This window comes from Dyadobacter sp. HNCC25DJ183, from assembly GCF_056895175.1.
Map to the genome: position 1 here is coordinate 173,625 of NZ_JBXHAP010000004.1, position 21,177 is coordinate 194,801.

General features: G+C 50.3%; 15 protein-coding genes. 8 read left to right on the plus strand and 7 right to left on the minus strand.

Going from position 1 to position 21,177, the window contains the following annotated elements:
* Window position 1 precedes the first annotated feature (1 nt).
* Window positions 2–1,525: an alkaline phosphatase family protein gene (locus AC1XTG_RS11310; RefSeq protein ID WP_484842067.1), complete on the minus strand. Its 1,524-nt coding sequence runs from the start codon at window positions 1,523–1,525 to the stop codon at window positions 2–4.
* 27 nt (window positions 1,526–1,552) lie between these two features.
* A complete protein-coding gene (locus tag AC1XTG_RS11315) occupies window positions 1,553–2,356 on the minus strand; it encodes a hypothetical protein (RefSeq protein ID WP_484842068.1) in 804 nt (267 codons plus the stop codon).
* Window positions 2,357–2,474: 118 nt separating this feature from the next.
* On the opposite strand from AC1XTG_RS11315, the gene AC1XTG_RS11320 reads away from it, so the two are divergent.
* Window positions 2,475–2,942: a nuclear transport factor 2 family protein gene (locus AC1XTG_RS11320; RefSeq protein WP_484842069.1), complete on the plus strand. Its 468-nt coding sequence runs from the start codon at window positions 2,475–2,477 to the stop codon at window positions 2,940–2,942.
* 13 nt (window positions 2,943–2,955) lie between these two features.
* Here the strand turns inward: AC1XTG_RS11320 and AC1XTG_RS11325 are convergent, their stop codons facing one another.
* Complete coding sequence (locus tag AC1XTG_RS11325) at window positions 2,956–3,357, minus strand: VOC family protein (protein WP_484842070.1); 402 nt, start codon at window positions 3,355–3,357, stop codon at window positions 2,956–2,958.
* Window positions 3,358–3,579: 222 nt separating this feature from the next.
* Between AC1XTG_RS11325 and AC1XTG_RS11330 the strand changes: the two genes are divergently transcribed.
* The 5 genes from AC1XTG_RS11330 (at window position 3,580) to AC1XTG_RS11350 (ending at window position 12,070) form a co-directional block, all read left to right on the plus strand.
* On the plus strand, window positions 3,580–4,461 hold the full coding sequence (locus tag AC1XTG_RS11330; protein ID WP_484842071.1) for a response regulator: 882 nt from the start codon (window positions 3,580–3,582) through the stop codon (window positions 4,459–4,461).
* A 110-nt stretch (window positions 4,462–4,571) separates the two neighbouring features.
* Window positions 4,572–5,996 (plus strand): TlpA family protein disulfide reductase, encoded by a 1,425-nt coding sequence (locus AC1XTG_RS11335; protein ID WP_484842072.1) that lies wholly within the window; start codon window positions 4,572–4,574, stop codon window positions 5,994–5,996.
* A 76-nt stretch (window positions 5,997–6,072) separates the two neighbouring features.
* Complete coding sequence (locus AC1XTG_RS11340; RefSeq protein ID WP_056282617.1) at window positions 6,073–6,450, plus strand: hypothetical protein; 378 nt, start codon at window positions 6,073–6,075, stop codon at window positions 6,448–6,450.
* A 100-nt stretch (window positions 6,451–6,550) separates the two neighbouring features.
* Complete coding sequence (locus AC1XTG_RS11345; protein WP_484842073.1) at window positions 6,551–10,909, plus strand: CusA/CzcA family heavy metal efflux RND transporter; 4,359 nt, start codon at window positions 6,551–6,553, stop codon at window positions 10,907–10,909.
* Window positions 10,910–10,918: 9 nt separating this feature from the next.
* On the plus strand, window positions 10,919–12,070 hold the full coding sequence (locus AC1XTG_RS11350; protein WP_484842074.1) for an efflux RND transporter periplasmic adaptor subunit: 1,152 nt from the start codon (window positions 10,919–10,921) through the stop codon (window positions 12,068–12,070).
* Between the two features lie 36 nt (window positions 12,071–12,106).
* Here the strand turns inward: AC1XTG_RS11350 and AC1XTG_RS11355 are convergent, their stop codons facing one another.
* The 4 genes from AC1XTG_RS11355 to AC1XTG_RS11370 form a co-directional block, all read right to left on the minus strand.
* A complete protein-coding gene (locus AC1XTG_RS11355) occupies window positions 12,107–15,094 on the minus strand; it encodes an ATP-binding protein (protein WP_484842075.1) in 2,988 nt (995 codons plus the stop codon).
* Between the two features lie 103 nt (window positions 15,095–15,197).
* Window positions 15,198–17,423, minus strand: a complete 2,226-nt coding sequence (locus AC1XTG_RS11360; RefSeq protein WP_484842076.1) for a xanthine dehydrogenase family protein molybdopterin-binding subunit — start codon at window positions 17,421–17,423, stop codon at window positions 15,198–15,200.
* 11 nt (window positions 17,424–17,434) lie between these two features.
* On the minus strand, window positions 17,435–18,433 hold the full coding sequence (locus tag AC1XTG_RS11365) for an FAD binding domain-containing protein (RefSeq protein WP_484842077.1): 999 nt from the start codon (window positions 18,431–18,433) through the stop codon (window positions 17,435–17,437).
* Window positions 18,430–19,071: a (2Fe-2S)-binding protein gene (locus AC1XTG_RS11370; protein ID WP_484842078.1), complete on the minus strand. Its 642-nt coding sequence runs from the start codon at window positions 19,069–19,071 to the stop codon at window positions 18,430–18,432. Before AC1XTG_RS11370 ends, AC1XTG_RS11365 begins: the two co-directional genes overlap by 4 nt.
* Window positions 19,072–19,236: 165 nt before the next feature.
* Here AC1XTG_RS11370 and AC1XTG_RS11375 point away from each other — a divergent pair, with 165 nt between their 5' ends.
* Both AC1XTG_RS11375 and AC1XTG_RS11380 read left to right on the plus strand, forming a co-directional pair.
* Window positions 19,237–20,355, plus strand: a complete 1,119-nt coding sequence (locus tag AC1XTG_RS11375) for a transglutaminase domain-containing protein (protein ID WP_484842079.1) — start codon at window positions 19,237–19,239, stop codon at window positions 20,353–20,355.
* A gap of 101 nt (window positions 20,356–20,456) precedes the next feature.
* Complete coding sequence (locus tag AC1XTG_RS11380; RefSeq protein WP_484842080.1) at window positions 20,457–21,176, plus strand: LytR/AlgR family response regulator transcription factor; 720 nt, start codon at window positions 20,457–20,459, stop codon at window positions 21,174–21,176.
* Window position 21,177 lies beyond the last annotated feature (1 nt).

Sequence of the window (21,177 nt, forward strand, 5' to 3'; positions counted from 1 at the left end):
CTTACTTGCTGAAAACCCGCTCGGTTTGGCTGTGGTCGAAGTACCTGTACTTGCCCAATACCGACATTTCCAAAGTCAGGAAATAAGTACCCCACGGATGCTTAACCTCCGTTTTGAGCGACTCCTTCTTCACCTTCCCAGTGGATTTGGAAGGTTTTTTCAATAATTCCAAAACAGGGCGCCCATCCATTCCAGCGGGCTGGGGAATGTTGTAAATCTGTAATATCGTAGGTACTATATCTATATTAGAAGTTGGAAGTTCGGTAGTCAGTCCGTTCCTGAAATCGGGACCTTTTGCAAAAAGTGCAATGTGGATCTCGTAAGGACTGGACCCGCCGTGGCCGGCTTTCCCTTTGGTGTAGTCGGTACCCGCAAAGCCCTTTTCATTTTTCACATCATTCCAGGCCGGCGCAACCAGGATATCACCCGCCCGTGGATGGTTGAAGTGAACAGCGTCAAACGCGAATGTGCCCGGTATCCAGCCATTTACGTCTCCCTCCTGTGCCGCTTTGGTAAAAATGGCACCAATCCATTCTTCCTCCTGCAATGCAGTGACTATCTTCTGTATCGTTTCGGGATTTTGGTCTTTTACGTAAATACTTCCCTCTGCTACAATCACATCATCCGACTCCTTATCCTTTTTTAAACCTTCCTGGATCAGGAATTCGGTCAGATTGATGCTTCCGATCTGGGTAACAAAGCCGTGGTCTGTCGAGATAATGATGTTCAGCTTATCGGAAAGTCCTTGCTTCTGAACCGCATCCATTATGCGTCCGAACTGCTCGTCTACAAATTTGATCGCCTCCACCGCTTCGGGTGATCCAATTCCGTTTTCATGTGCCGCGCCGTCAGGGTCCGACAGCCAGATCGCACTGACCAGCGGCCCGTTTGCAGCAAGTCCGTATTTGAGCAAAGCATCTGTGACCCATTTATGTCTGTCAAAATCCTCCTTACCCGCTTCCCCCATTTCTGCCAGAACCTGCGCTTTAAATGCGTCCGGCAGGATCAGGTCGGGATTTACAATGGCGCCTCCGCTTACTTTATTGTTTTGTAAAAAAGCCTGTCCGGTGGTACCTGAACTAAAAACCATCATGCGCTCTCCTGCCGACTCAAGCAGTTCACCCAGTGAAGGCGCAGTCAGGATGTCGCCGCGGGTAGCAGCCGGAATCTTGCTCAGATCACCGTAGCCAGTCCCGATCGCCGCATTTGGGTTTACTTGCGGAATGTAAATCGCGTTACCCAGCAACCCGTGTGTACCCGGGTAAGAACCCGTTGCATAGGAAGCCGAATTGACGCGTGTTACAGTAGGAAAAACGCTGTGGTGATTTGCACCGAATGCGGCCTTTTCCTTGAATGCAAACAGATTTGGCATTTGTCCAGCCGTGATATAGTCCGGCCGGAGCCCGTCAAGAAACACGATCAGGGTTTTGTTTTTTGGATTCGCGCCGGGCTTTTTAGTCTGCGCCAGTACAGTCAACCCGGGTAAAAGAAGCAAGTAGGTAAGTATTACAAACAACTTTTTCATGATTCATTCATTAATTAATTCACTCATTCACTTAATTTCTGAAACTGTTACCGCATTCTCGGACCGTTTGATGCCGTAGAGCACAACCGGACCTTTCACTGTATGATCAAATGCGATGCCCTGCCCTTCGATCGGTGCCGGGATTGTCGCTACATGTTCCAGGGTGTATCCCGATTTCGGCAATTTCAGCACATATAGCTCGGCGCGATCGTGACCGGTACAGTAAAGGTTGCCGTCAGCACCCCAGCCTCCGCCGGAGTTACTTTTAGGAGTAAAAAGAGCAATCAGGTTCTTAGGAAAAACCCATGATTCGAGCTCCCGCCATTCCATATCAAACCTGACGAGCGACGTCCAGCGTACATCGCGCCCTTCGCTGGCTTCTTTTCCGCCATAATGCGCAAAACCGGCGTACCATGATCCATCTTTCTGATCGACCCAGGTGAGCGACCCGTGCGGTGCAATGCCGAAGCTGTGACTGCCGATGTGTTCCATTGAATTGACGTCGAAGATTTCAAGGGAACTCGCCATCGGGATCTCGGGATAGTTGGTGTTGGCACAATATAGCTTTCCTTTGATCACCACGCCGCTGTTCAGATGCTTGATCCCGTCTTTTTCACCGTCCCAGGTTTTAACAAGCGTGTTGCTCTTTTTGCTGTATTTACTGATGGTACTGTTATTAATTACGTAGAAAAACCCGCCGTCGACAGCCACTGCCTGCTTGGCTTCTTTGACCTGAATACTGGAAAGTTCGCGAACGGACTGGGCCTTCAACACAGGCGTTCCGAGCAGGGGTAACAGGAATAAAAATCGGCTGTAAATGTTCATTTTCATAAGATCACATTGTCTGACAAAAGTAGCCGACTGCTCCTCTTACTCATTAAGTGGGTGTTATTGTTTACTTTCGGCCATTATCCCAAAAACAAATCTCTCACCCAACCATTTCTGTTTCATGAAGAACTTACTGCTCAGTGCCCTCCTCATCTCCGCCATTTCCGGCTGCAACAATCCCCAAAAGGCTGAAACCCCCGAACAGGAAAACGCCGGCACAGTTACCGCAAATGAGAAGCTCGTGAGACAGTATTTCGAACATTTCAACAAGCATGAATTCAATAAAATGGCCGCTATGTACACCGAAACGGCCGAGTTCAAGGATCCTTCACTTGGTACAGAAACCCTAAAGCAAACCCGGGCGCAGACCGAGAAGAAATATTCGGAAATGGCGCAAATGATCTCGGACCTGAAAGACGAGGTGGTGAATGTATATCCTTCGGGTGAAAACCACATCGTTGTCGAGTTTGTATCAACCGGCACGGCGCCGGATAAATCAACTTTCCGACTGCCGATCTGTACCATATTTACCATAGAAAACGGGTTAATCTCCAAGGATTTTACCTACTACAATAATTCCCAGCCCTGAGACTTCATTACAATTACTGCACTTCGAAAATCCATTGAACTGCGTAACGGTCTGTGAGTGTAGCCCACTGGCCTTTTTTGAGCCCCGGCGACAAGGGAGCTGTAACTTCCCCTTCGCATGCCAGTTTATTAAATATTTCACCGAGCATTTCGCTGCGCGACATACCGATCAGCAGCGAAATGCTGTTGCCTGCATAATGCCCCTCCTCATTGCCGAGGTCAGACGCAAAAAGGCGGATGTGCTCGGAAATAAGACTTGCCTGCACAATAAGCTGCTGCATCGCAAGCGGCATTGTACTGCCCTGGGGCGATTCTCCAAGGTACCGCAACTGCAGCACACCACCGAAGCAAGCCTGATAAAATTGCATGGCCTCACCACAATTTCCATTAAAGGTCAGGTAGGGATATACCGCCATCTTTTTCCTGCATTTGTTTTCGCTTCCGCAACAAAAGGCCCCTGTTAGGCTCATTTGTAACTATTTGTTTTTCAATACACAAAAATAAAAAACACGCTGCCTGGCAAGCGGGTGTATTTCCGGCTTAAATGGGGGGTGAAAGCGTCATAAAAAGTGACCGACTGGCATTGTTTTTATACCATCACGAACGGTATTATGGGTTAGAACATTGATGACTGTACATTGAAAACGATATATTTAGCTGACGACGATGAGGACGACCGGATGTTGATCCGGGACGCTATTGAACGCGTCATCAGCGATGTACATGTGATCGAGGTAAGCGACGGTGAAAAGCTGGTGCAACTGATCACTTCCAGAAAAAATTTCGACGACCCGGTCCTGATACTGATGGACATGAATATGCCCCGTATGAACGGATTGGAAACCATTCCTCTGCTGAAAGCCGATGTGCGGGCACAACATATCCCGGTACTGATGATGTCCACCACATCCACCGACGCGCTCGTGACGAAGGCCTACGAGGCCGGCATCAACGCTTACATCGTAAAACCGGTCACAGAGCTGGAATACACGCACCTCGCACAATCCATTGATGTTTGTTTTCTCCATGCATATCACGGTATGACGGAGCCCATTTCCAAGCCTAACCTGCGCGATACCAGCATAGTAGTGATCGAAGACGACCTGGACAATATGGTTTTTGTGCGTTCGGCGATACAGCAGACGATGCCGGAAGTGGAAGTAATTGAGCTGGGACTGGAAGAACAGGTATTGCACTTTTTCAGGCACGAATTGCCGTCGATGCAGCAAAAACCCCATTTAGTGCTGCTGGACCTCTACTTCCCCACCCGGAATAAGGGCATCGAATTGCTTACCAATATCCGCGAAGCCCTGATCTCCCAGCGGCTGCTCGCTATTCCGCTGATCGTTTTCAGCTATTCCGACGATCCGAAGGATATACAGGAGAGCTACATTAACAAGGCAAATGGATATATGATCAAAGGCAGTTCCAAATCCAAATGGGAAAGCGAGTTCCAGAACCTGCATAACTTCTGGTGGAACACAGTTTGGTTTCCTGAAAAGAATGACAAACAGGGTTAACCCCGCCAGCTATCTCTATTTTATTTTACACAAAAGTATCTGTATCTCAGCCACAAGCAGTAAAGTTAGTGCGTACTTAGGTTTGGTATCAAAACTTAACCGGCGTTGCCATGAGAAAAGTACACCTTCATTCCGTGCCGCTTGGGGCACTTATATTGCTGATCGGTTTGATATGGACCCCGGTGCGCGCCCAGTCTGTCGAAAAAGGTGAGGCTGCATTCAATGCGTTCAATCAGTTCATGCGATTCACGCAGGCAAAGCCCAACATTGATTCCGCCCGGCATTTTGTAAATCTACTCGCATCAGATACGCTTTTCATTCCCCTTCTCACTGACGTTATCCATAACCATTTAGCTCAGGGCCTCGTTGATCCTGTTGACAACACAGATACAGCGCGAGCGAATGCGCAACGGAAGAGGCTGCCGTTTACAAAGCAGCTGCTCGCCCAGCTGGCACAGGATACCAGCAAGCTCCTGAGCCGCAACATGGCACCGCTCTACAAATACAGCCAGATTCAGGATGCGAGCCGAGATTCTGCCGCTTTGCGCAGGCTCACCAAGGAATTTATAGAGATCGAACTTTCGGGAGATGTTTACAAGTACAGGGCTGCGCGATACGGCTTGCAGATCTACCGGATTGTTAACCAAAACACAATGCTGCAGCCACTCGCCTCCCAGCTGCTTAATGCAATCAACACAAAATTGACAAGCCAGCTAGCCGCCCCTTCCACCGGCTCCGCATCTGTACAAAGTAACTACAGCTCGTGGCACCGGTTTATGCTGGCGTCAGTCAATTACCTTGCATCGGAGAGAACAGAAGGTTTGGAAAAGCAACGACACCTGCAAATGGCGTACGAATTCAGTCCCGATCTGGCCGACAGAAACCGGACTGCCGCATACTTTTACGATAGCGTACTTCTTTTCGGAAGTTTCAAAAATGGATTTCAGAATGATTACTATCAATACCTGCGAAGTCAGAAAGGAAACGAGAAGCTGGCATTGCAGGTACTACTGCAGATGGCGCTCGATGAACCAGGATATAAAAATGATCTGAAAGAACTGTTTGCGATTGCAAGCAGCGACAAGACTGATTTCAACACCTACTGGCTCCATCATATCAATGAACGGGCCAGCAATGCACCTGCATTTGCGCTTGAAATGAGAGACAAATCGGTCTTCTCAACCGAAAAAGCCAAAGGCAAATGGGTGTTGATCGACTTCTGGGGAACCTGGTGCGGGCCTTGCCGGGAAGAACATCCCGATATGCAGAAGTTCTACCAGAATACCATCCTGAAAAAACCGGATACGATTTCCCTGCTAACAATCGCCTGCCGCGACACTGACGCCAAAGTGGCCGCTTATATGGACGAAAAGAAGCTGTCGTTCCCGGTTGCGATGTCCGACAAGCAGATCGAGAAAACCTATCCGGTTCCAGGCTATCCGACCAAAATCCTCATTACACCGCAAGGCAAATACCTGACTGTCCCGTTCGGATCTGACTGGATCGCATTCGTGTCTGCATATGCGAATCTATAGTCCCTATGGGAGACATATTCGACTGCAATTCATGCAAATGCTTGCATAAGCAACTATCCGGGTCTATTTTAGAGTCGTGAAAAAGCTGATTTTACATTTGATGCTCACCATTTTGATCCTGGACACCACTTCGTTGTACCAGGTTTTCAAGGTGCCTTCCCTGATCCGGCACTTTGTGGAGCACAAAGCTTTGAACCAGGAAATCAGCTTTTTAGACTTCCTTTCCATGCATTACTGGGGCGACGACATGGATGATAATGATGACGAAAAGGATATGCAGCTTCCATTCAAGAAGTTTGAGATCCAGCATACCAGCTTCCTTTTCGTTCCCTTTTCAAACACATTTACTTTCAAAAATACCTACTGGCCTGTAAAGGCAGATTACGGCCCCGACAAACCGCAGGGGCATTACAATGCTGCGCTGGGCTCGCTTTTCCGCCCGCCGCGAGTTTAAATACCTACATACAACAGGATAAGTCTGTCCTGTCGGCACTATGCGCTCACTTCCAGTCGGGCCCATAGCATGTTTGCTATGTATTTATTCTCCAATCTTTATGCTTCATAAGATCATTCAATTCTCAGTTCATAACAAACTGATGATTGCGCTCTTCATGTTCCTGTGGGTTTCCTACGGGATTTATGAAGTGACGCAGCTACCTATAGATGCAGTTCCCGATATCACCAACAACCAGGTACAGGTAATTACTTCCGCGCCTTCGCTGGGCGCCGAAGACGTGGAACGCCTGATTACATTTCCCATTGAGCAGGCTACCAGCAACATCCCCGGCCTCAAAGAAAGCCGCAGCCTCTCGCGCTTCGGGCTTTCGCTGATTACCATTGTTTTTGAAGACGGTTCAGATATTTACTGGGCCAGACAGCAGGTAACCGAGCGGCTGGCCCAGGTTGAGATCGATGAGAATGCAGAAACACCGGAACTTGCGCCAGTGACAACGGGCCTGGGTGAGATTTATCAGTATGTAATCAAACCCAAGCCTGGCTTCGAGAAAAAGTACTCGCTGGCCGACCTGCGCACAACGCAGGACTGGATTGTCAAGCGTCAGCTGCTGGGTACACCAGGCGTAGCCGATGTATCCACTTTCGGCGGAGAGCTGAAACAATACGAAGTGGCCGTCAATCCCGTGCAGCTCAAATCTCTGAACCTGACCATCAGCGACGTATTCACTGCTTTGGGAAAAAACAACCAGAACACCGGCGGCGCCTACATTGAAAAAGGCCCTACCGTACTTTACATCCGGAGTGTGGGTCTGGCAGGTTCCATGGAGGATATTCAGCAAATCGTGGTCAAAACCAATGCAAACGGCACGCCCGTACTGGTGCGCGATATTGCCGAAGTGAGGCTCGGATCAGCAATCCGTTACGGCGCATTGACCATGGCGGGCAAAGGTGAACTTTCGGGCGGGATCGTGATGATGCTGAAAGGCGGCAATTCGTCAGATGTGATCAAGAATGTCAAAAACCGCATTGCCGAAATTCAGAAAACATTACCCGAAGGTCTGGAAATCGAATCTTTCCTCGACCGGACCAAAATGGTGAATAATGCGATTGGTACCGTCGAAAAAAACCTGTCGGAGGGTGCATTGATCGTGGTGCTGGTATTGGTACTCTTCCTCGGTAACCTGCGCGCCGGACTTATCGTCGCTTCGGTGATCCCGCTTTCCATGCTTTTTGCGATCGCCATGATGAATACTTTCGGTGTAAGCGGAAACCTGATGAGCCTTGGCGCGCTGGACTTCGGTCTGATCGTCGACGGCGCAGTAATTATCGTGGAGGCGATATTGCACCATCTGCATTCATCGCGCCAGTACGCAGGCGTGCAGGTAATTTCGCGGGAGCAAATGGACCGTGAAGTAACAGGCTCGGCCTCTCGGATGATGAACGCCGCTGTTTTCGGACAAATTATCATCCTTATTGTTTACCTACCTATCCTCTCCCTTTCGGGTATTGAGGGTAAAATGTTCAAGCCCATGGCGCAAACCGTAGCATTCGCTATCCTCGGCGCATTTATACTTTCCATTACTTATGTACCGATGATCAGCGCGGTTTTCATCAGCCGGAATATAGCCCGTGAGCCTAACTGGTCGGACCGCATCATGGCACGACTTGAAGCTGGTTATCAGAAGCTGCTGATCCGCGCATTGGGTTTCAAAAAAGCGCTTGTAATTGCCGCATTCGCATTGTTTGGTGTGGCTGTTTTTACATTTTCACAAATGGGCGGAGAGTTTATCCCCCAACTGGAAGAAGGTGATTTTGCCACTGAAACCCGGCTGCTGGTAGGGACGAACCTGAGTACCACGATCGACGCGATCAACCGCGTTTCGGAGAGTTTGAAAAATGCCTATCCCGAGGTAGAGAAAATAGTCTCCCGCATCGGCAGCGCAGAAATACCTACCGACCCTATGCCAATAGAGGGCGGCGATATGATCATCGTTTTGAAAGACAAATCAGAATGGACCAGCGCCGCTACCTTCCCCGAGCTGGCAGACAAAATGGCCAAAACTGCACAGGAGGTAGTTCCGGGCATTACCACCGGCTTTCAGTACCCGGTTCAAATGCGTTTTAACGAGTTGATGACGGGAGCCAAGCAGGATGTTGTTTGCAAGATCTTCGGTGAAGACCTGAACAAACTGGCTACTTACGCGGAGCAACTCGGCGACATTTCCAAAACAGTGGAAGGTACCGCAGACTGGTATGTCGAAAAAGTAACCGGCATGCCGCAGATCGTGATCGATTTTAACCGGAGCGAGATCGCGCGCTACGGGCTCAACATCGAAGATATCAACCGCACGATCAACGCTGCATTCGCCGGAGCAGCCGCCGGGCAGATTTACGAAGGTGAAAAGAAGTTTGACCTCGTGGTACGTGTCGGCAGCGAAGGCCGGAAAAATATAACCGATGTTCAAAACCTGCCCATATCCACGCCGTCGGGCATTCAGGTGCCGCTTTACCAGGTAGCCCGCATCGCGGAGGTGGAAGGCCCGAACCAGATTCAGCGTGAAAATACAAGACGCCGGATCATCGTCGGGTTTAACGTGAGAGGCCGGGATGTGCAGTCGATCGTAGAAGAGCTGCAACAGAAAGTAGACGCTAAAATCCGCTTTGACCCGGGTTACAGTGTGACTTACGGCGGCGCATTTGAAAACCTGCAGCAAGCCAAAGCCCGCCTGAGCGTGGCGGTGCCGGTCGCATTGCTCCTCATTTTCCTGATGCTGTATTTTGCATTCTCGTCGGTACGCGAAGGCGCATTGATTTACACTGCCATTCCGCTTTCCGCGATTGGTGGCGTTTTTGCGCTGGCTTTGCGGGATATGCCCTTTAGTATCTCCGCCGGCGTAGGATTTATCGCGCTCTTTGGTGTAGCCGTTCTGAACGGGATCGTATTGATTTCGGAGTTCAACAGGATCAAAGCGGAGGGTTCCATTACCGATCCGCTAGACCTGGTACTCACGGGTACCCGCAACAGGCTGCGTCCTGTTTTGATGACCGCCGCTGTCGCCTCGCTCGGGTTCCTGCCTATGGCGCTCAGCAATGGCGCGGGAGCCGAGGTACAGCGGCCGCTCGCTACGGTCGTGATCGGCGGATTGATTACCGCTACCCTGCTCACGTTGTTCGTGTTACCTGCATTGTACCTTTTGTTTGAGGGTAAGAAGAAACTGCCGCCTGCTGCCGCTGCATTGGTCCTGCTACTTTTTGTTTTTATTCCAAAAAACACAAATGCGCAGTCTCTGAAACCGGTTGATCTTCAAACCGCAATCTCCATTGCCCAACAAAAAAACCTCAGAGTACAAAGCGCCAGGCTCAGTGAAGAAAGCAGCAGGCAATTGCAGTCCAGCGCTTTTGACCTTAACAAAACCAGCATCAATGCAGATGTGGGCAAGTTCAACAGCGTCAATACGGATACCCGGTTCGGGATCAGCCAGACTTTCAGCTTTCCGGCGGTATATAACAGCCAGCGAAAGGTCCTGGAAGCTAATTTCCAATCCGCGCAGGCGCAGACGAGGCTAACCGAGCTGGAATTAAAGACGCAGGTGCGCCAGCTGTTTTACGAATACATCCATCTCACCGAGCGCAGGAAGCTGCTGATGTACGCAGACAGCATTTACACCCTTTTTGAATCAAAATCTAATATGCGGTTTGAAAAAGGAGAAGCCAACATTCTCGAAAAAACAGCCGCAGAATCGCAGCGCCAGCAGATTACGAACCAGCTCAACCTGCTAGACAGTGACCTTGCTATCACGGTGCGTTCTTTCAATTTGTTTTTGCAGGACAGTGTCCGGTACGTTCCGCAGGCAGAAAGCCCGCGCATTGAAAACCTGCTGACCATGCAGGATTCCGTCGCTAGTCAGTTTCCGCTGTTGGATGCGGCAAGAAGTCAGGAACAAGCTTCGGAGTTTCGTTGGAAAAACGAAAAAGCCAGGCTCCTGCCCGACCTGACCATTGGTTACAATAACCTGAGTATAAATGGCTCCCAGCTCGTGGATGGACAGGAGATCACGTATCGCAGCAAAAACAGGTTTCACTATGTCAATGCAGGAATTGGTATCCCTCTGTTTTTCAAGGCACAATCGGCGAAGATAGCTGCTGCCAAAACTGATTTTGAAAGAACACAAAAAGAGACCGGATACCTGCGCGCACAGCTGCAAACCGAGCTGGGCAATGCACAGGCGACTGTCGTGAAATTCCGTCAGAGTCTCGATTACTTCGATAAGCAGGGGCTGCGCAATGCGGGGGCGATAATCGCCACGGCCGACCAGCAGTTCCAGGCGGGCGAGATCGATTTTATGCAATGGACTTTCCTGGTTAACCAGTCTATCACGATCAGAACAGATTACATCCAGGCGCTGAACAGCTATAACCAGGCCGTCATACAATTACTGAAACTCACTAATAACTAGGCATTTACCATGAAAACATATCTTTATACCGGCCTGTTCGCCTGCCTGCTTTCAGCCTGCGGCGGCCGCACAGAAACGCCGGATAACAACCAGGCGGCAGATACCGCTGCAACTTCGTCTTCGAAACAGCTGGTATCTTTCAGTACACAGCAAATGCAGCGGGTGGGCATTGAAGTAGGGACACCTGAATTTGAAAATATTAGTGGTACACTCAACCTGCACGGCAAGATAGACGTACCTCCGCAGAGTACCGTGAGCCTCAGCTTCCCGCTCGGCGGCTACCTGAAATCAACCCGAATGTTGCCGGGCATGCACGTCAGAAAAGGGCAGGTACTTGCTGAACTGGAAGATATGCAGTTCATCCAGCTCCAGCAGGATTACCTGACTGCCCGGGAGAAGTTTACATTGGCAGAAAGTGAGTTTGCGCGCCAGCGCGACCTGAATGCAACCAAGGCGGCAAGTGACAAAGTTTTTCAACAGGCGCGGGCAGAAATGGAAACCCAGCGTATCCTGATGAATGCGCTAGCCAGAAAGCTGGAAGTGATCGGTATTAATCCCTCCGGGTTGAAGGCGGACAATATTTCAAAGTCCGTACCGATTGTATCCCCTATCAATGGGTTTGTGTCACAGGTGAATGTAAATGTGGGTAAATACACTTCTCCGACCGACATGCTTTTCGAGCTGGTGGATCCGAAAGATATCCACCTTGCATTGAATGTTTTTGAGAAAGACCTGCAATCGCTCTCGATCGGGCAGCGCGTCACGGCCTACACGAACAGCGAGCCCGATAAGAAATTCGCAGCTGAAATCATCCTGATCAGCAAGAACCTGGATCAGGACAGAATGGCCGAAGTGCATTGTCATTTTGAAAAGTACAGTCCCACGCTCGTGCCGGGCATGTTTGTAAATGGCGAGGTGGCTATCAGCAACAAAAAGGTACTTACCGTACCCGAAGACGCGGTCGTGCGCTGGGAAAACAACTCTTATGTATTCACAGACAGCGGCAGCGGGCAATTTGAAATGGTGAAAATAACGCCCGGACTTGTACATGAAGGCCGCCAGCAGATTGAAGGAAATGGCATCAGTACCGGCACCAGGCTGGTTGTCAAAAATGCTTATGCGCTTTTGATGAAGATCAAGAATACAGACGAGGAAGGTTAATGGCAAAGGCGCGACGTTCCGGGATTGCCGGTAAACTTACACCGGCAGCCAGATATGGAATGTCGCGCCTTCTCCCGGCTGTGATTCGGCAGAAACATATCCATTATGCTGCTCCACGATCTTTTTTACAATACTTAATCCAATGCCCGTTCCGGAATATTCCTGCTTTCCGTGCAGGCGCTGGAACAAGCTAAAAATACGCTCGCTAAACTCCTGTTCAAACCCTATTCCGTTATCAGCGAAGGTAATGTGGGCAAAAAGCTTTTCGGGATGTAACATAGGAAAGGCTGTAATGGAGCTGCCCTGCACATATTCAGACCGGATCGTAATGCGTGGATTTTTTTGGGAAAACTTCAAAGAGTTGCTGATCAGGTTCGAGAACAGCTGGTTCATCTGAAATTTATTTGCCTCAATCACCGGCAGGTTTTCTGTCTCAATGGTTGCTTCTTTTTCCGAGATCAGCAGTTCGAAATCGATCTTGATATCATTGATCACACTGTTCAGGTCAACTTTCACCATATCCTGTCCCGTTCCTGAAAGCCGGCTGTAAGTAAGTACCGACTGGATCAGCTCGCTCATCCGCTGCGCAGAAGAGTTGATTTTTTCATAGTACTTCTGTGTAGCCTCCGGATTATCCTTATTCTTGTCAATCAGGTGGATAAAGGTCTGAATTTTGCGGAGCGGCTCCTGCAAGTCGTGGCTGGCAATGTAGCTGAACGATTCCAGCTCTTTGTTCGCTTTGATCAGTTCCTCTGTCCGGAGCTTAACTGCTCTTTCCAACTCATCGGTAAACTGGCGGCGCGTTTTCGAAATTTTCAGCTGCGACTTGATCCGCGCCAGCAGCTCATTGGACGAGAATGGCTTCACAAGGTAATCATCCGCTCCGGTCTCAATTCCTTCCAGCTTTGACTCCTCCCCCGCCCGCGCTGTGATCAGCACAACGGGGATCTGCGCGCTGCCAGGATTGTCTTTTACGTGACGGAGCAACTCAATTCCGTCCATTTCGGGCATCATAATGTCGCTCAGAATGAGCGAAGGCTGTTCCTCGGCGATCTTTTGAAGCGCGTCAACGCCATTTTCAGCGGGAATTGTCCGGTAATGCTTTTCCAGAAGCGATTGTACGTGCTGCCGCATATCGGTATTATCGTCCACCACCAGGATTGTATCAGTAGCGGTAGTAGCATTGTCTGCTGCATTTGGTCCGGCGGCAGGTTGCAGCAAGGTAGCAGCTTCTTCCACGTACAGGCTGGGTGTCACGTCGTCGAAACCCGGATCAGTCAGGAATACACGCGTCGGGTCCAGGTGGTCTTTTCCGTAAGGTATGGTCACAATAAAGCGGCTTCCCTTCCCAGGTTCACTTTCAACCCGGATATCGCCGTGGTGCAGCAGGATCAGTTCCCTGATCAGCGACAAGCCGATCCCTGTGCCTTCAAAGGTCCGTCCGCCGCTATTTTGTATCCGGTGAAACCGCTCAAACATCCGCGGAAGCTCCTGCTGCGAGATACCCACTCCGGTATCCTCCACCGTGAGCACCACGCCACGATCGCCAGGTGCGACGGTTACCGTAATAGTTCCTTCAAATGTGAATTTGAATGCATTGGATAAGAGATTGAAAACGATCTTTTCCCACATTTGCTTATCCACGAACACCTGATTTGCAACAGGCTCCGTTTTGATGATCAGCTGCAGATCAGCCTTTTCAATGACGGACCGGAAGTTGGCAGCCAGGTTTCTGGTATAAGCAGCAATGTCGGTCAGCACGAAGCTGGCCATATTCCGGCCACTTTCGATGCGGCTGAAATCAAGCAGGGTATTAACAAGTTTGAGCAGCCTTATCGCATTCCGGTGGGTCACTTCCAGGTGATGCTTTTCACTTTCGTCCAGCCCGATCTGCGGTTTATTCAAAAGCTCTTCCAACGGGCTAAGCATCAGCATCAGCGGCGTGCGGAATTCGTGACTGATATTGGTAAAAAACAGCGTTTTCGCATTGTCAATCTCTTCCAGCATCTTAGCCCGCTTTCTTTCCTCCTCATAAGCCTGCGCATTGCTGATCCCCAGTGAGATCTGGTCGGCGATGAGCTGGATGAAGTTGCGGTATGCGTCGTCAAATTTGCGGTAAGGGTTTAGCCCCACGGTCAGAATGGCGATCGGAAATTTTTTGTTGGTTGATTTAATGGGAACATCTACGAACTGGCGCGGACAAACATCCCAGGCACCCTTGGGGAGCATTTTCCAACGGGTATTGACAACGGATTCCACAATCCGCTGCGCATGCACAGCTTCGGCGATCGCTTCGTAATCTGCACTGCCGCTACTCAGGTCAATGTAATGAGATGTATTAAAATCTTCCAGAGCAATGCCGGACAATGCAGCAATCTCAGCCCTTTTCCCTTCATCTGAAATCTTGTAGATCACTGCAAACGGAAAATCCAGCGCATTGCTCACCAGCGCGCGGGCAGCCTGCGCGTATACTTCTTCTTCTGATTTCTTTTGAGCCAATGTATCCAGCTGCTGCATGGTACGCAGCGAGCGTTCATTGATAATCCTGTCGGTATCAGCAGTATTGTAGCAAATGATACCAGCGGGCCGGCCATCTTCGCCCAGTACCGGTGTATATGAAAACGTGTAGTAAGTTTCCTCGGGAAAACCGCTTCGCTCCATGATCAGGAGCTGTGATTCCACATAAGTACCTTCGTCCTTATGCATGGACCTTTCGAGCAAAGGCTCGATATCCCGCCAAATATCCTTCCAAACCACAGATGCAGGCTGGCCTAAGGCACCGGGGTGTTTCCCTCGGACGATATCGATATAAGCGTCATTATAAAACTTGATCAGGTGCTCGCCCCATCCGATCCAGATCGGTTGCTTCGAGCTCAGCATAATGCGGATGCAGGTTTTCAGGCTTTGCGGCCATGCTTCGGGAAGTCCCAGCGGTGACTGCTCCCAGGCAAATTGCCGTATCCTCTCCCCCATTTCACCACCTCCTACAAGAAATTCAAGCGTTTTGTTAACAGTTTGGCTCATTATGGCGAGTCGTGCGTTTTGTAACTTGTTAAGATTTGCTAAGAAAATCTGTGCCAAGCTTGTGTGTTGCCTGTTTTTACGCTTTAAAGTCTTCTGAACATGATCAAACCAGCTTGTCGGGTGTGATTGGCAGCTCCCGGATACGCTTGCCCGTCGCATGGAAAACCGCATTGGCAACCGCCGCCGCCACACCTACGATCGCAATTTCACCCAGCCCTTTGGCACCGATCGCATTTACATACTGATCAGCCTCGTCAATAAAAAACACGTCCATTTGTGGGATATCGGCATGAACAGGAATATGGTAGGTGGCAAAATCGCTGGTCACGTACCTGCCGAAACGGTGGTCCATCACCGAAGCCTCCATGAGCGCCATGCCAATGCCGCCCACGAGTCCGCCGATTGCCTGACTGCGTGCTGTTTTATGGTTGATAATTTTACCCACGTCCGCACAGGTAACTGCACGCGTGACGCGCACTTCGCCTGTGAGCGGATTTACCTGTACTTCCACAAAGTGGCAGCCAAAAGAATACATCGAATGCCTGTCCCGCTCCGCACCCGACCTAGACTCTTCCTGCGCCTCAACCTGCTGTAAGTTGTGATGTTCGAGAATTTTGCTGAAAGAAATGGCGGTACCAGCTTCCTTTTCCAAAAGCATTTGCCCGTTTTTAAACAAAACCTGTTCCGCACCAACGTGCTGAAAAGGAGAGCCTGGCATTTGCCCGGCAAGCGTAAGCAGCTTGGTTTTCAGCGACTCACAAGCTGCATATACCGCCGAGCCCACACTCGGGACCGTGGAAGAACCATTCTGCCCCGGCGCATCGGGCAGGTCTGAACTGCCCAGATCAAACCTGACCTTACTGCTGCTGATACCCAGTCGCTCAGCGGCAATGCGCGTCATTGCGGTACCTGTGCCCGGACCAATATCCATTGTAGCGCTTTGTACAACCAGCGTACCGTCGCGGCTCAAAATCGCCTTAGCCTGGGAAGGGTGCCGGTGAAATCCATACAGGCTCGACGCCATTCCGTAGCCTGTCAGCATGCCTTTGTTCTTCATGGAACCGGGCTGGGCGGCCCTGTTTTTCCAGCCAAATGCATCTGCGGCTGTTTCATAGCACTTCCTAAGCGACTTCGCCGACCACGGCAAGTTGCGTTCAGGATCCAGTTCTGCGTAGTTCCTTAGTCTTAGTTCAAGCGGGTCAATGCCAGCGGCATAACTCAGCTCATCGAGCGCCGACTCCAGAGCGAACATACCCGTAGCATCGCCGGGGCCGCGCATCCAGGTAGGCGTATTTACATCCAGGTTCAGCAGGCGGTATTTGGTAGCTACATTGGGACAATCGTACAGCGCGCGGGTTGCAAGAATGGTACGTTCCAGGTGCTCTTCATACTGCGAAGTCTGCCCGGTACCTTCGTGCACCATTGCCACCAGCTTTCCGTTCCTGTCGGCGCCTATCGCAAGTTTCTGTACGGTATAAGGCCGGTACCCCACAGACGTGAACATCTGCTCGCGGCCAAGTACCAGCTTTACGGGGCGCTTCAAGTGCTTCGCCGCCAGGACAGCCGCTACTGTATGCGGCCAAACACGGATACCGGAACCAAAAGCGCCTCCAATGTATATTGAAACGACTTTTACATGCTCCCTTTTTAGTTTAAATGCCTGCGCGAGGTTTCCCTGTGCAGATTTGACACCCTGGTTTTTGTCATAAACTGTAAGCTTGTCGTCGCCTTCCCAGACCGCAATGGTAGCGTGGGGTTCGAGCGGCTGGTGGTGTTGTGTGGGAATTGTATAAGTTGCTTCAATTTTTATTTCTGCATGGACAACCGCGCCGGGATTACCTCGCTCGTAATCCTTAAAAGGTGAATTCTGGCTGCGTTGGATATTCACGGGCAAAGCCGCATGCTGGCTATTGGCCTCAAAGTCGGTGGCGTGCTTTTCGGTTTGATAGGTTACCTGAATCAATAAAGCCGCGTACCTGGCCTTTTCAGGTGTTTCGGCAACTACCAATGCGATAGGCTGACCATCAAAGTAAATGTAATGATCATGAAAAAGGCGGAATGCAGTACCTACTGCGGCGCGGCCCGCCGACTGGACTGCTTTTGGATTGCCCGGAATTTCGGGGGCATTTAGATGTGTGAGCACAGTAAGTACGCCCGGGGCTCTTTCTGCCTGGCGGGTTTCCATGCTGGTAATTTCTCCCTTGGCAATGGTACTCGTCACCAGGACGGCATGTGCGAGGTTTTTAAAACGGTATTCAGCAGAGTAAGTAGCTGTACCTGCCACTTTTTCCGGGCCGTCTACCCTATCCAGCGACTCTTTATCGGTCATGATTTTTCTTTTTATTCGATTGCGGCAGCATGGAGCAGCGCCTGAACAACTGCATTAGGGGCCATTCTCAGCTTGTAATCATTTTGTCCAAAACTTACCGCGTCCCGCACACCCAGCGCTGCTGCCTGCCTGAACAAGGCTTCTGACACCGGTTTGCCGAGCAAATGTCTTTCGGCTTCGAAGAGCCGCCACGGCTTGTGCGCCACCCCGCCCATTGCCAGTCGCGCCGCGTTGATCTTGCCTTCTTTTACATCCAGTGCAGCCGCAACCGATACGATCGCAAAAGCGAAAGAAGCGCGGTCCCGTACTTTGAGGTAATGCGCGTGCATTCCGAAATTGTTATCCGGGATCTCAAAGCCCGTAATCAGCTCATTCCTTTCCAAAGTAGTATCGAGCTCGGGCTGGTTGCCGGGCAGCCTGTGCAGGTCGGTAAATGCAATCCTGCGCTCGCCGCCTTGCCTCTGAATGATTACCTCTGCGTCCAGCGCCGCCAGCGCCACGCTCATATCACTCGGATGCACCGCAATGCACGACTGGATTGCATTTGCCTTTTCAACACCAAAAATCGCATGCATTCTGTTGATCCCCTCTACCGCCGGGCAGCCACTGCCGGGCTTGCGTTTGTTACAGGGAAATGCAGTATCGTAGAAGTAAGGGCAGCGGGTTCGCTGCAGCGCATTGCCTCCTATGGTTGCCATATTGCGGAGCTGGCCCGAAGCGCCGGAATGAAGCGCCTGTGCGAGCAGCGGCTGCTTTTGCAGCACCACCGGATGAGCAGCCACTTCGCTGTTCAGCGCGAGTGCGCCGATTTTCAGCCTGCCCGATTGGTAACTTATCTTTTTAAGGGGAAGATGATTGATATCCACCAGTTTGTCTGGCGAAACAATGACCCTTTTCATCAGGTCAATCAGATTGGTACCTCCGGCAATAAACCGCGCACCCGGATCGGAGCCAACTGCACGGATTGCGTCCTGAACTTTCGAGGGGCGCAGGTACTGGAATGCTTTCATACCTGACTATCGCTGTTTTTAACCTCCATAATGGCATTCACAATGTTGGGATATGCCCCGCAACGGCACAGGTTACCACTCATATATTCCTGTATTTCTTCTGCACTCCCGGCCTTTTTTTCACGAATGCAGCTCACACCCGACATGATCTGTCCCGGCGTGCAGTAGCCGCATTGAAAACCGTCGTGCTTGATAAAAGCCTGCTGCAATGGATGGAGCGAGCCGTTTTTGGCCAGACTTTCAATGGTATGTACCTTTTTGCTTTGTTGCATGATCGCGAAAGACAGGCAGGCAAGTGTCCTTTGTCCGTCCACATGCACGGTGCACGCGCCACATTGCCCGAAGTCGCAGCCTTTTTTGGTTCCAGTCAAGGCAAGCTGCTCGCGCAGCAGGTCGAGCAAAGTAGTTCTCACATCAATGGCGAGCCGGTGTCTGGTACCGTTCACGGTAAGGGTAACTTTGACGGGTTCAGAATTTCCAGGGGAGTTGTCTCCTCCGCCAGCCGCTGTTACAAAAGGCACAGGCAGGAAAGAGAGTCCGGCCATTGCTACGGATTGTTTCAGAAAAAAGCGGCGCTCTTCGCTGAAATCAGCTTCATTTTCCAGCTCCTCGCCGCGCACTATTCTCTCATTATTCATCAGATTCCGGGTTCATGCTTCCGAAAAAGGAAAGGCTTGCCGCTTACCGGGTTACTCCAACGAGCCGGCTAATCTTTCTGTAAAGCCTGTCTGATGAAGCTTTTCAACTGCCAAAAAACATTAAATTGCATCTGGGTTACAATGTCTTTAAGCTGCTGTTATCAAATGAAAAGTACTGCTCACAAGCGGGTGTTTTTGGGAAAATTACGCTTGATCATCGCCTTCTTTCTGGTTCCCTCCTGTGGCCACGCGCAGCAGGCCGAGCTGGATTCGATCCTGCGTAAGATCGAGTACAAAAAAGACTCCATCTTTTCGATATTCAAATGGGTTACCAGCACGCTGGAATATGATCCCACGCGCCTGCTCCTGGTGAGCGGCAGTACTGCTTATGGTAGTACCAGCCAGAACATTGTTCGTGAGGCTATCAATCGCAGGAAAGGAGTTTGCGAGCATTATGCCACCTTGTTCAATGCATTGCTGAGAAGGGCCGGGTATGAGAGCTACGTGGTGGAGGGGTATACCCGGCAGGGTGCAGGCGATGACCCGTTTGGACATGCCTGGAATGCGGTTAAATCGGGCGGCACCTGGTATTTTTACGATCCGACCTGGGCTGCGGGTTACCTTCAGAGGTCTGTTTTTGTAAAAAGCTTCAATCCTGATTGGTATAAAGTTCCGCCGCTCCGGTTTATAGAAACGCATATTCCATTTGACCCGATCTGGCAGCTGCTTAACCCGCCGCTCACGCACGCTCAAATCCGGGATGGTATCTTTGAAAATACAGCTCTCACCAGTTTCAGTTACCAGGATTCTATTAATGCATCGGTTAAAATGGACGAATTCAGACGGATCAGGGCAAGTCTTGCACGCACCAGATCCATGGGCGTTCCTAACGCGGTTGTAGAAAAGTACCTGTCTGGGGGCGATCGTTACATCAGTAATGCAGGCGATTACCATGTACTGAACAATACGCATCAATTGCTCAGCAATGCTACGAGTGCCTATAACGAATATATCTTTTCAAAAAACAATCAGTTTAAAAGTCCGCGCTGGACGGACGAGATGCTGGAATCATTTTCAGGGAAAATGAAGGTATATCTCGATTCTGCAAACCGTGCGTTGTCGGCTGTTTCGCCAGGTGACTTCCGGAATGCGCAATATCAGCTGCAATTAAAAAAGCAGGTTGCAGAGATTAAAGAAGCCGCCGACAAAGAAGCCATTTTCATCAAAAAGTACCTGGCGACGTGGAAGCCGATGCGAATGCAGCATTTTTATAAATTGAAGTAAAACCTGCATCAGACTGCAAAGCTTTAACATGCAGGTAAATAAGTTTTGGTACCGGCAGATAATCCTTTTGCATATATTGGGTTAAAAATGTAAACATCTTAATGGTACCTTCGCTCCCCCGAATCAAGTTTATTGCCATTGATGACAATCCGCTCGACCTTCTTTTTCTTACCGAGTTTGCACGTACCCACGCGTTTTTGGACAATTGCGGGACTTTTTCAAATGTATTGGAAGGCTATGAGGCGCAGCAGTACATTAAGCCCGACCTGATCTTCCTGGACATTGAAATGCCGGGATTCTCAGGCATTGATATGCTGCGAAAAATTCGCTCCGAGGTCACGATGGCTGTTTTCATTACCTCCCACCCTGAGTTTGCCCTCGAAGGTTTCGAACTTTCTGCCCTGGACTATATCCTGAAACCACTTACCGAAGAGCGTTTTGCTGCAACTGCACGGAAGGTGCTGGAATATTGGGAAATGAAGCAGAAGTCGCAGGCTTACGAGGTGATGTTTGAAAAAGATATGCTTACGATCAAGGAGGGTTACAACCAGATCCGGCTGGCGCAACACGATATTATCTACCTGGAAGCCATGCAGGATTACACCAAAATAGTGACGTCCAGGAAGAATTACATGACGCTTTCGTCCCTCTCCTACTTCATGGAACAGCTTCCTTCCGACCGTTTTATGCGGGTACACCGGAGCTACGCAGTTTCCGTGGGGCAGATCAAAGAGCTGCGCTACTCCGAGCTGGTGTGCAGCGACGCCATTATCCCGGTGGGGAAAACGTACCGTTCGACAGTTGCCAGACTTAAATTATAAC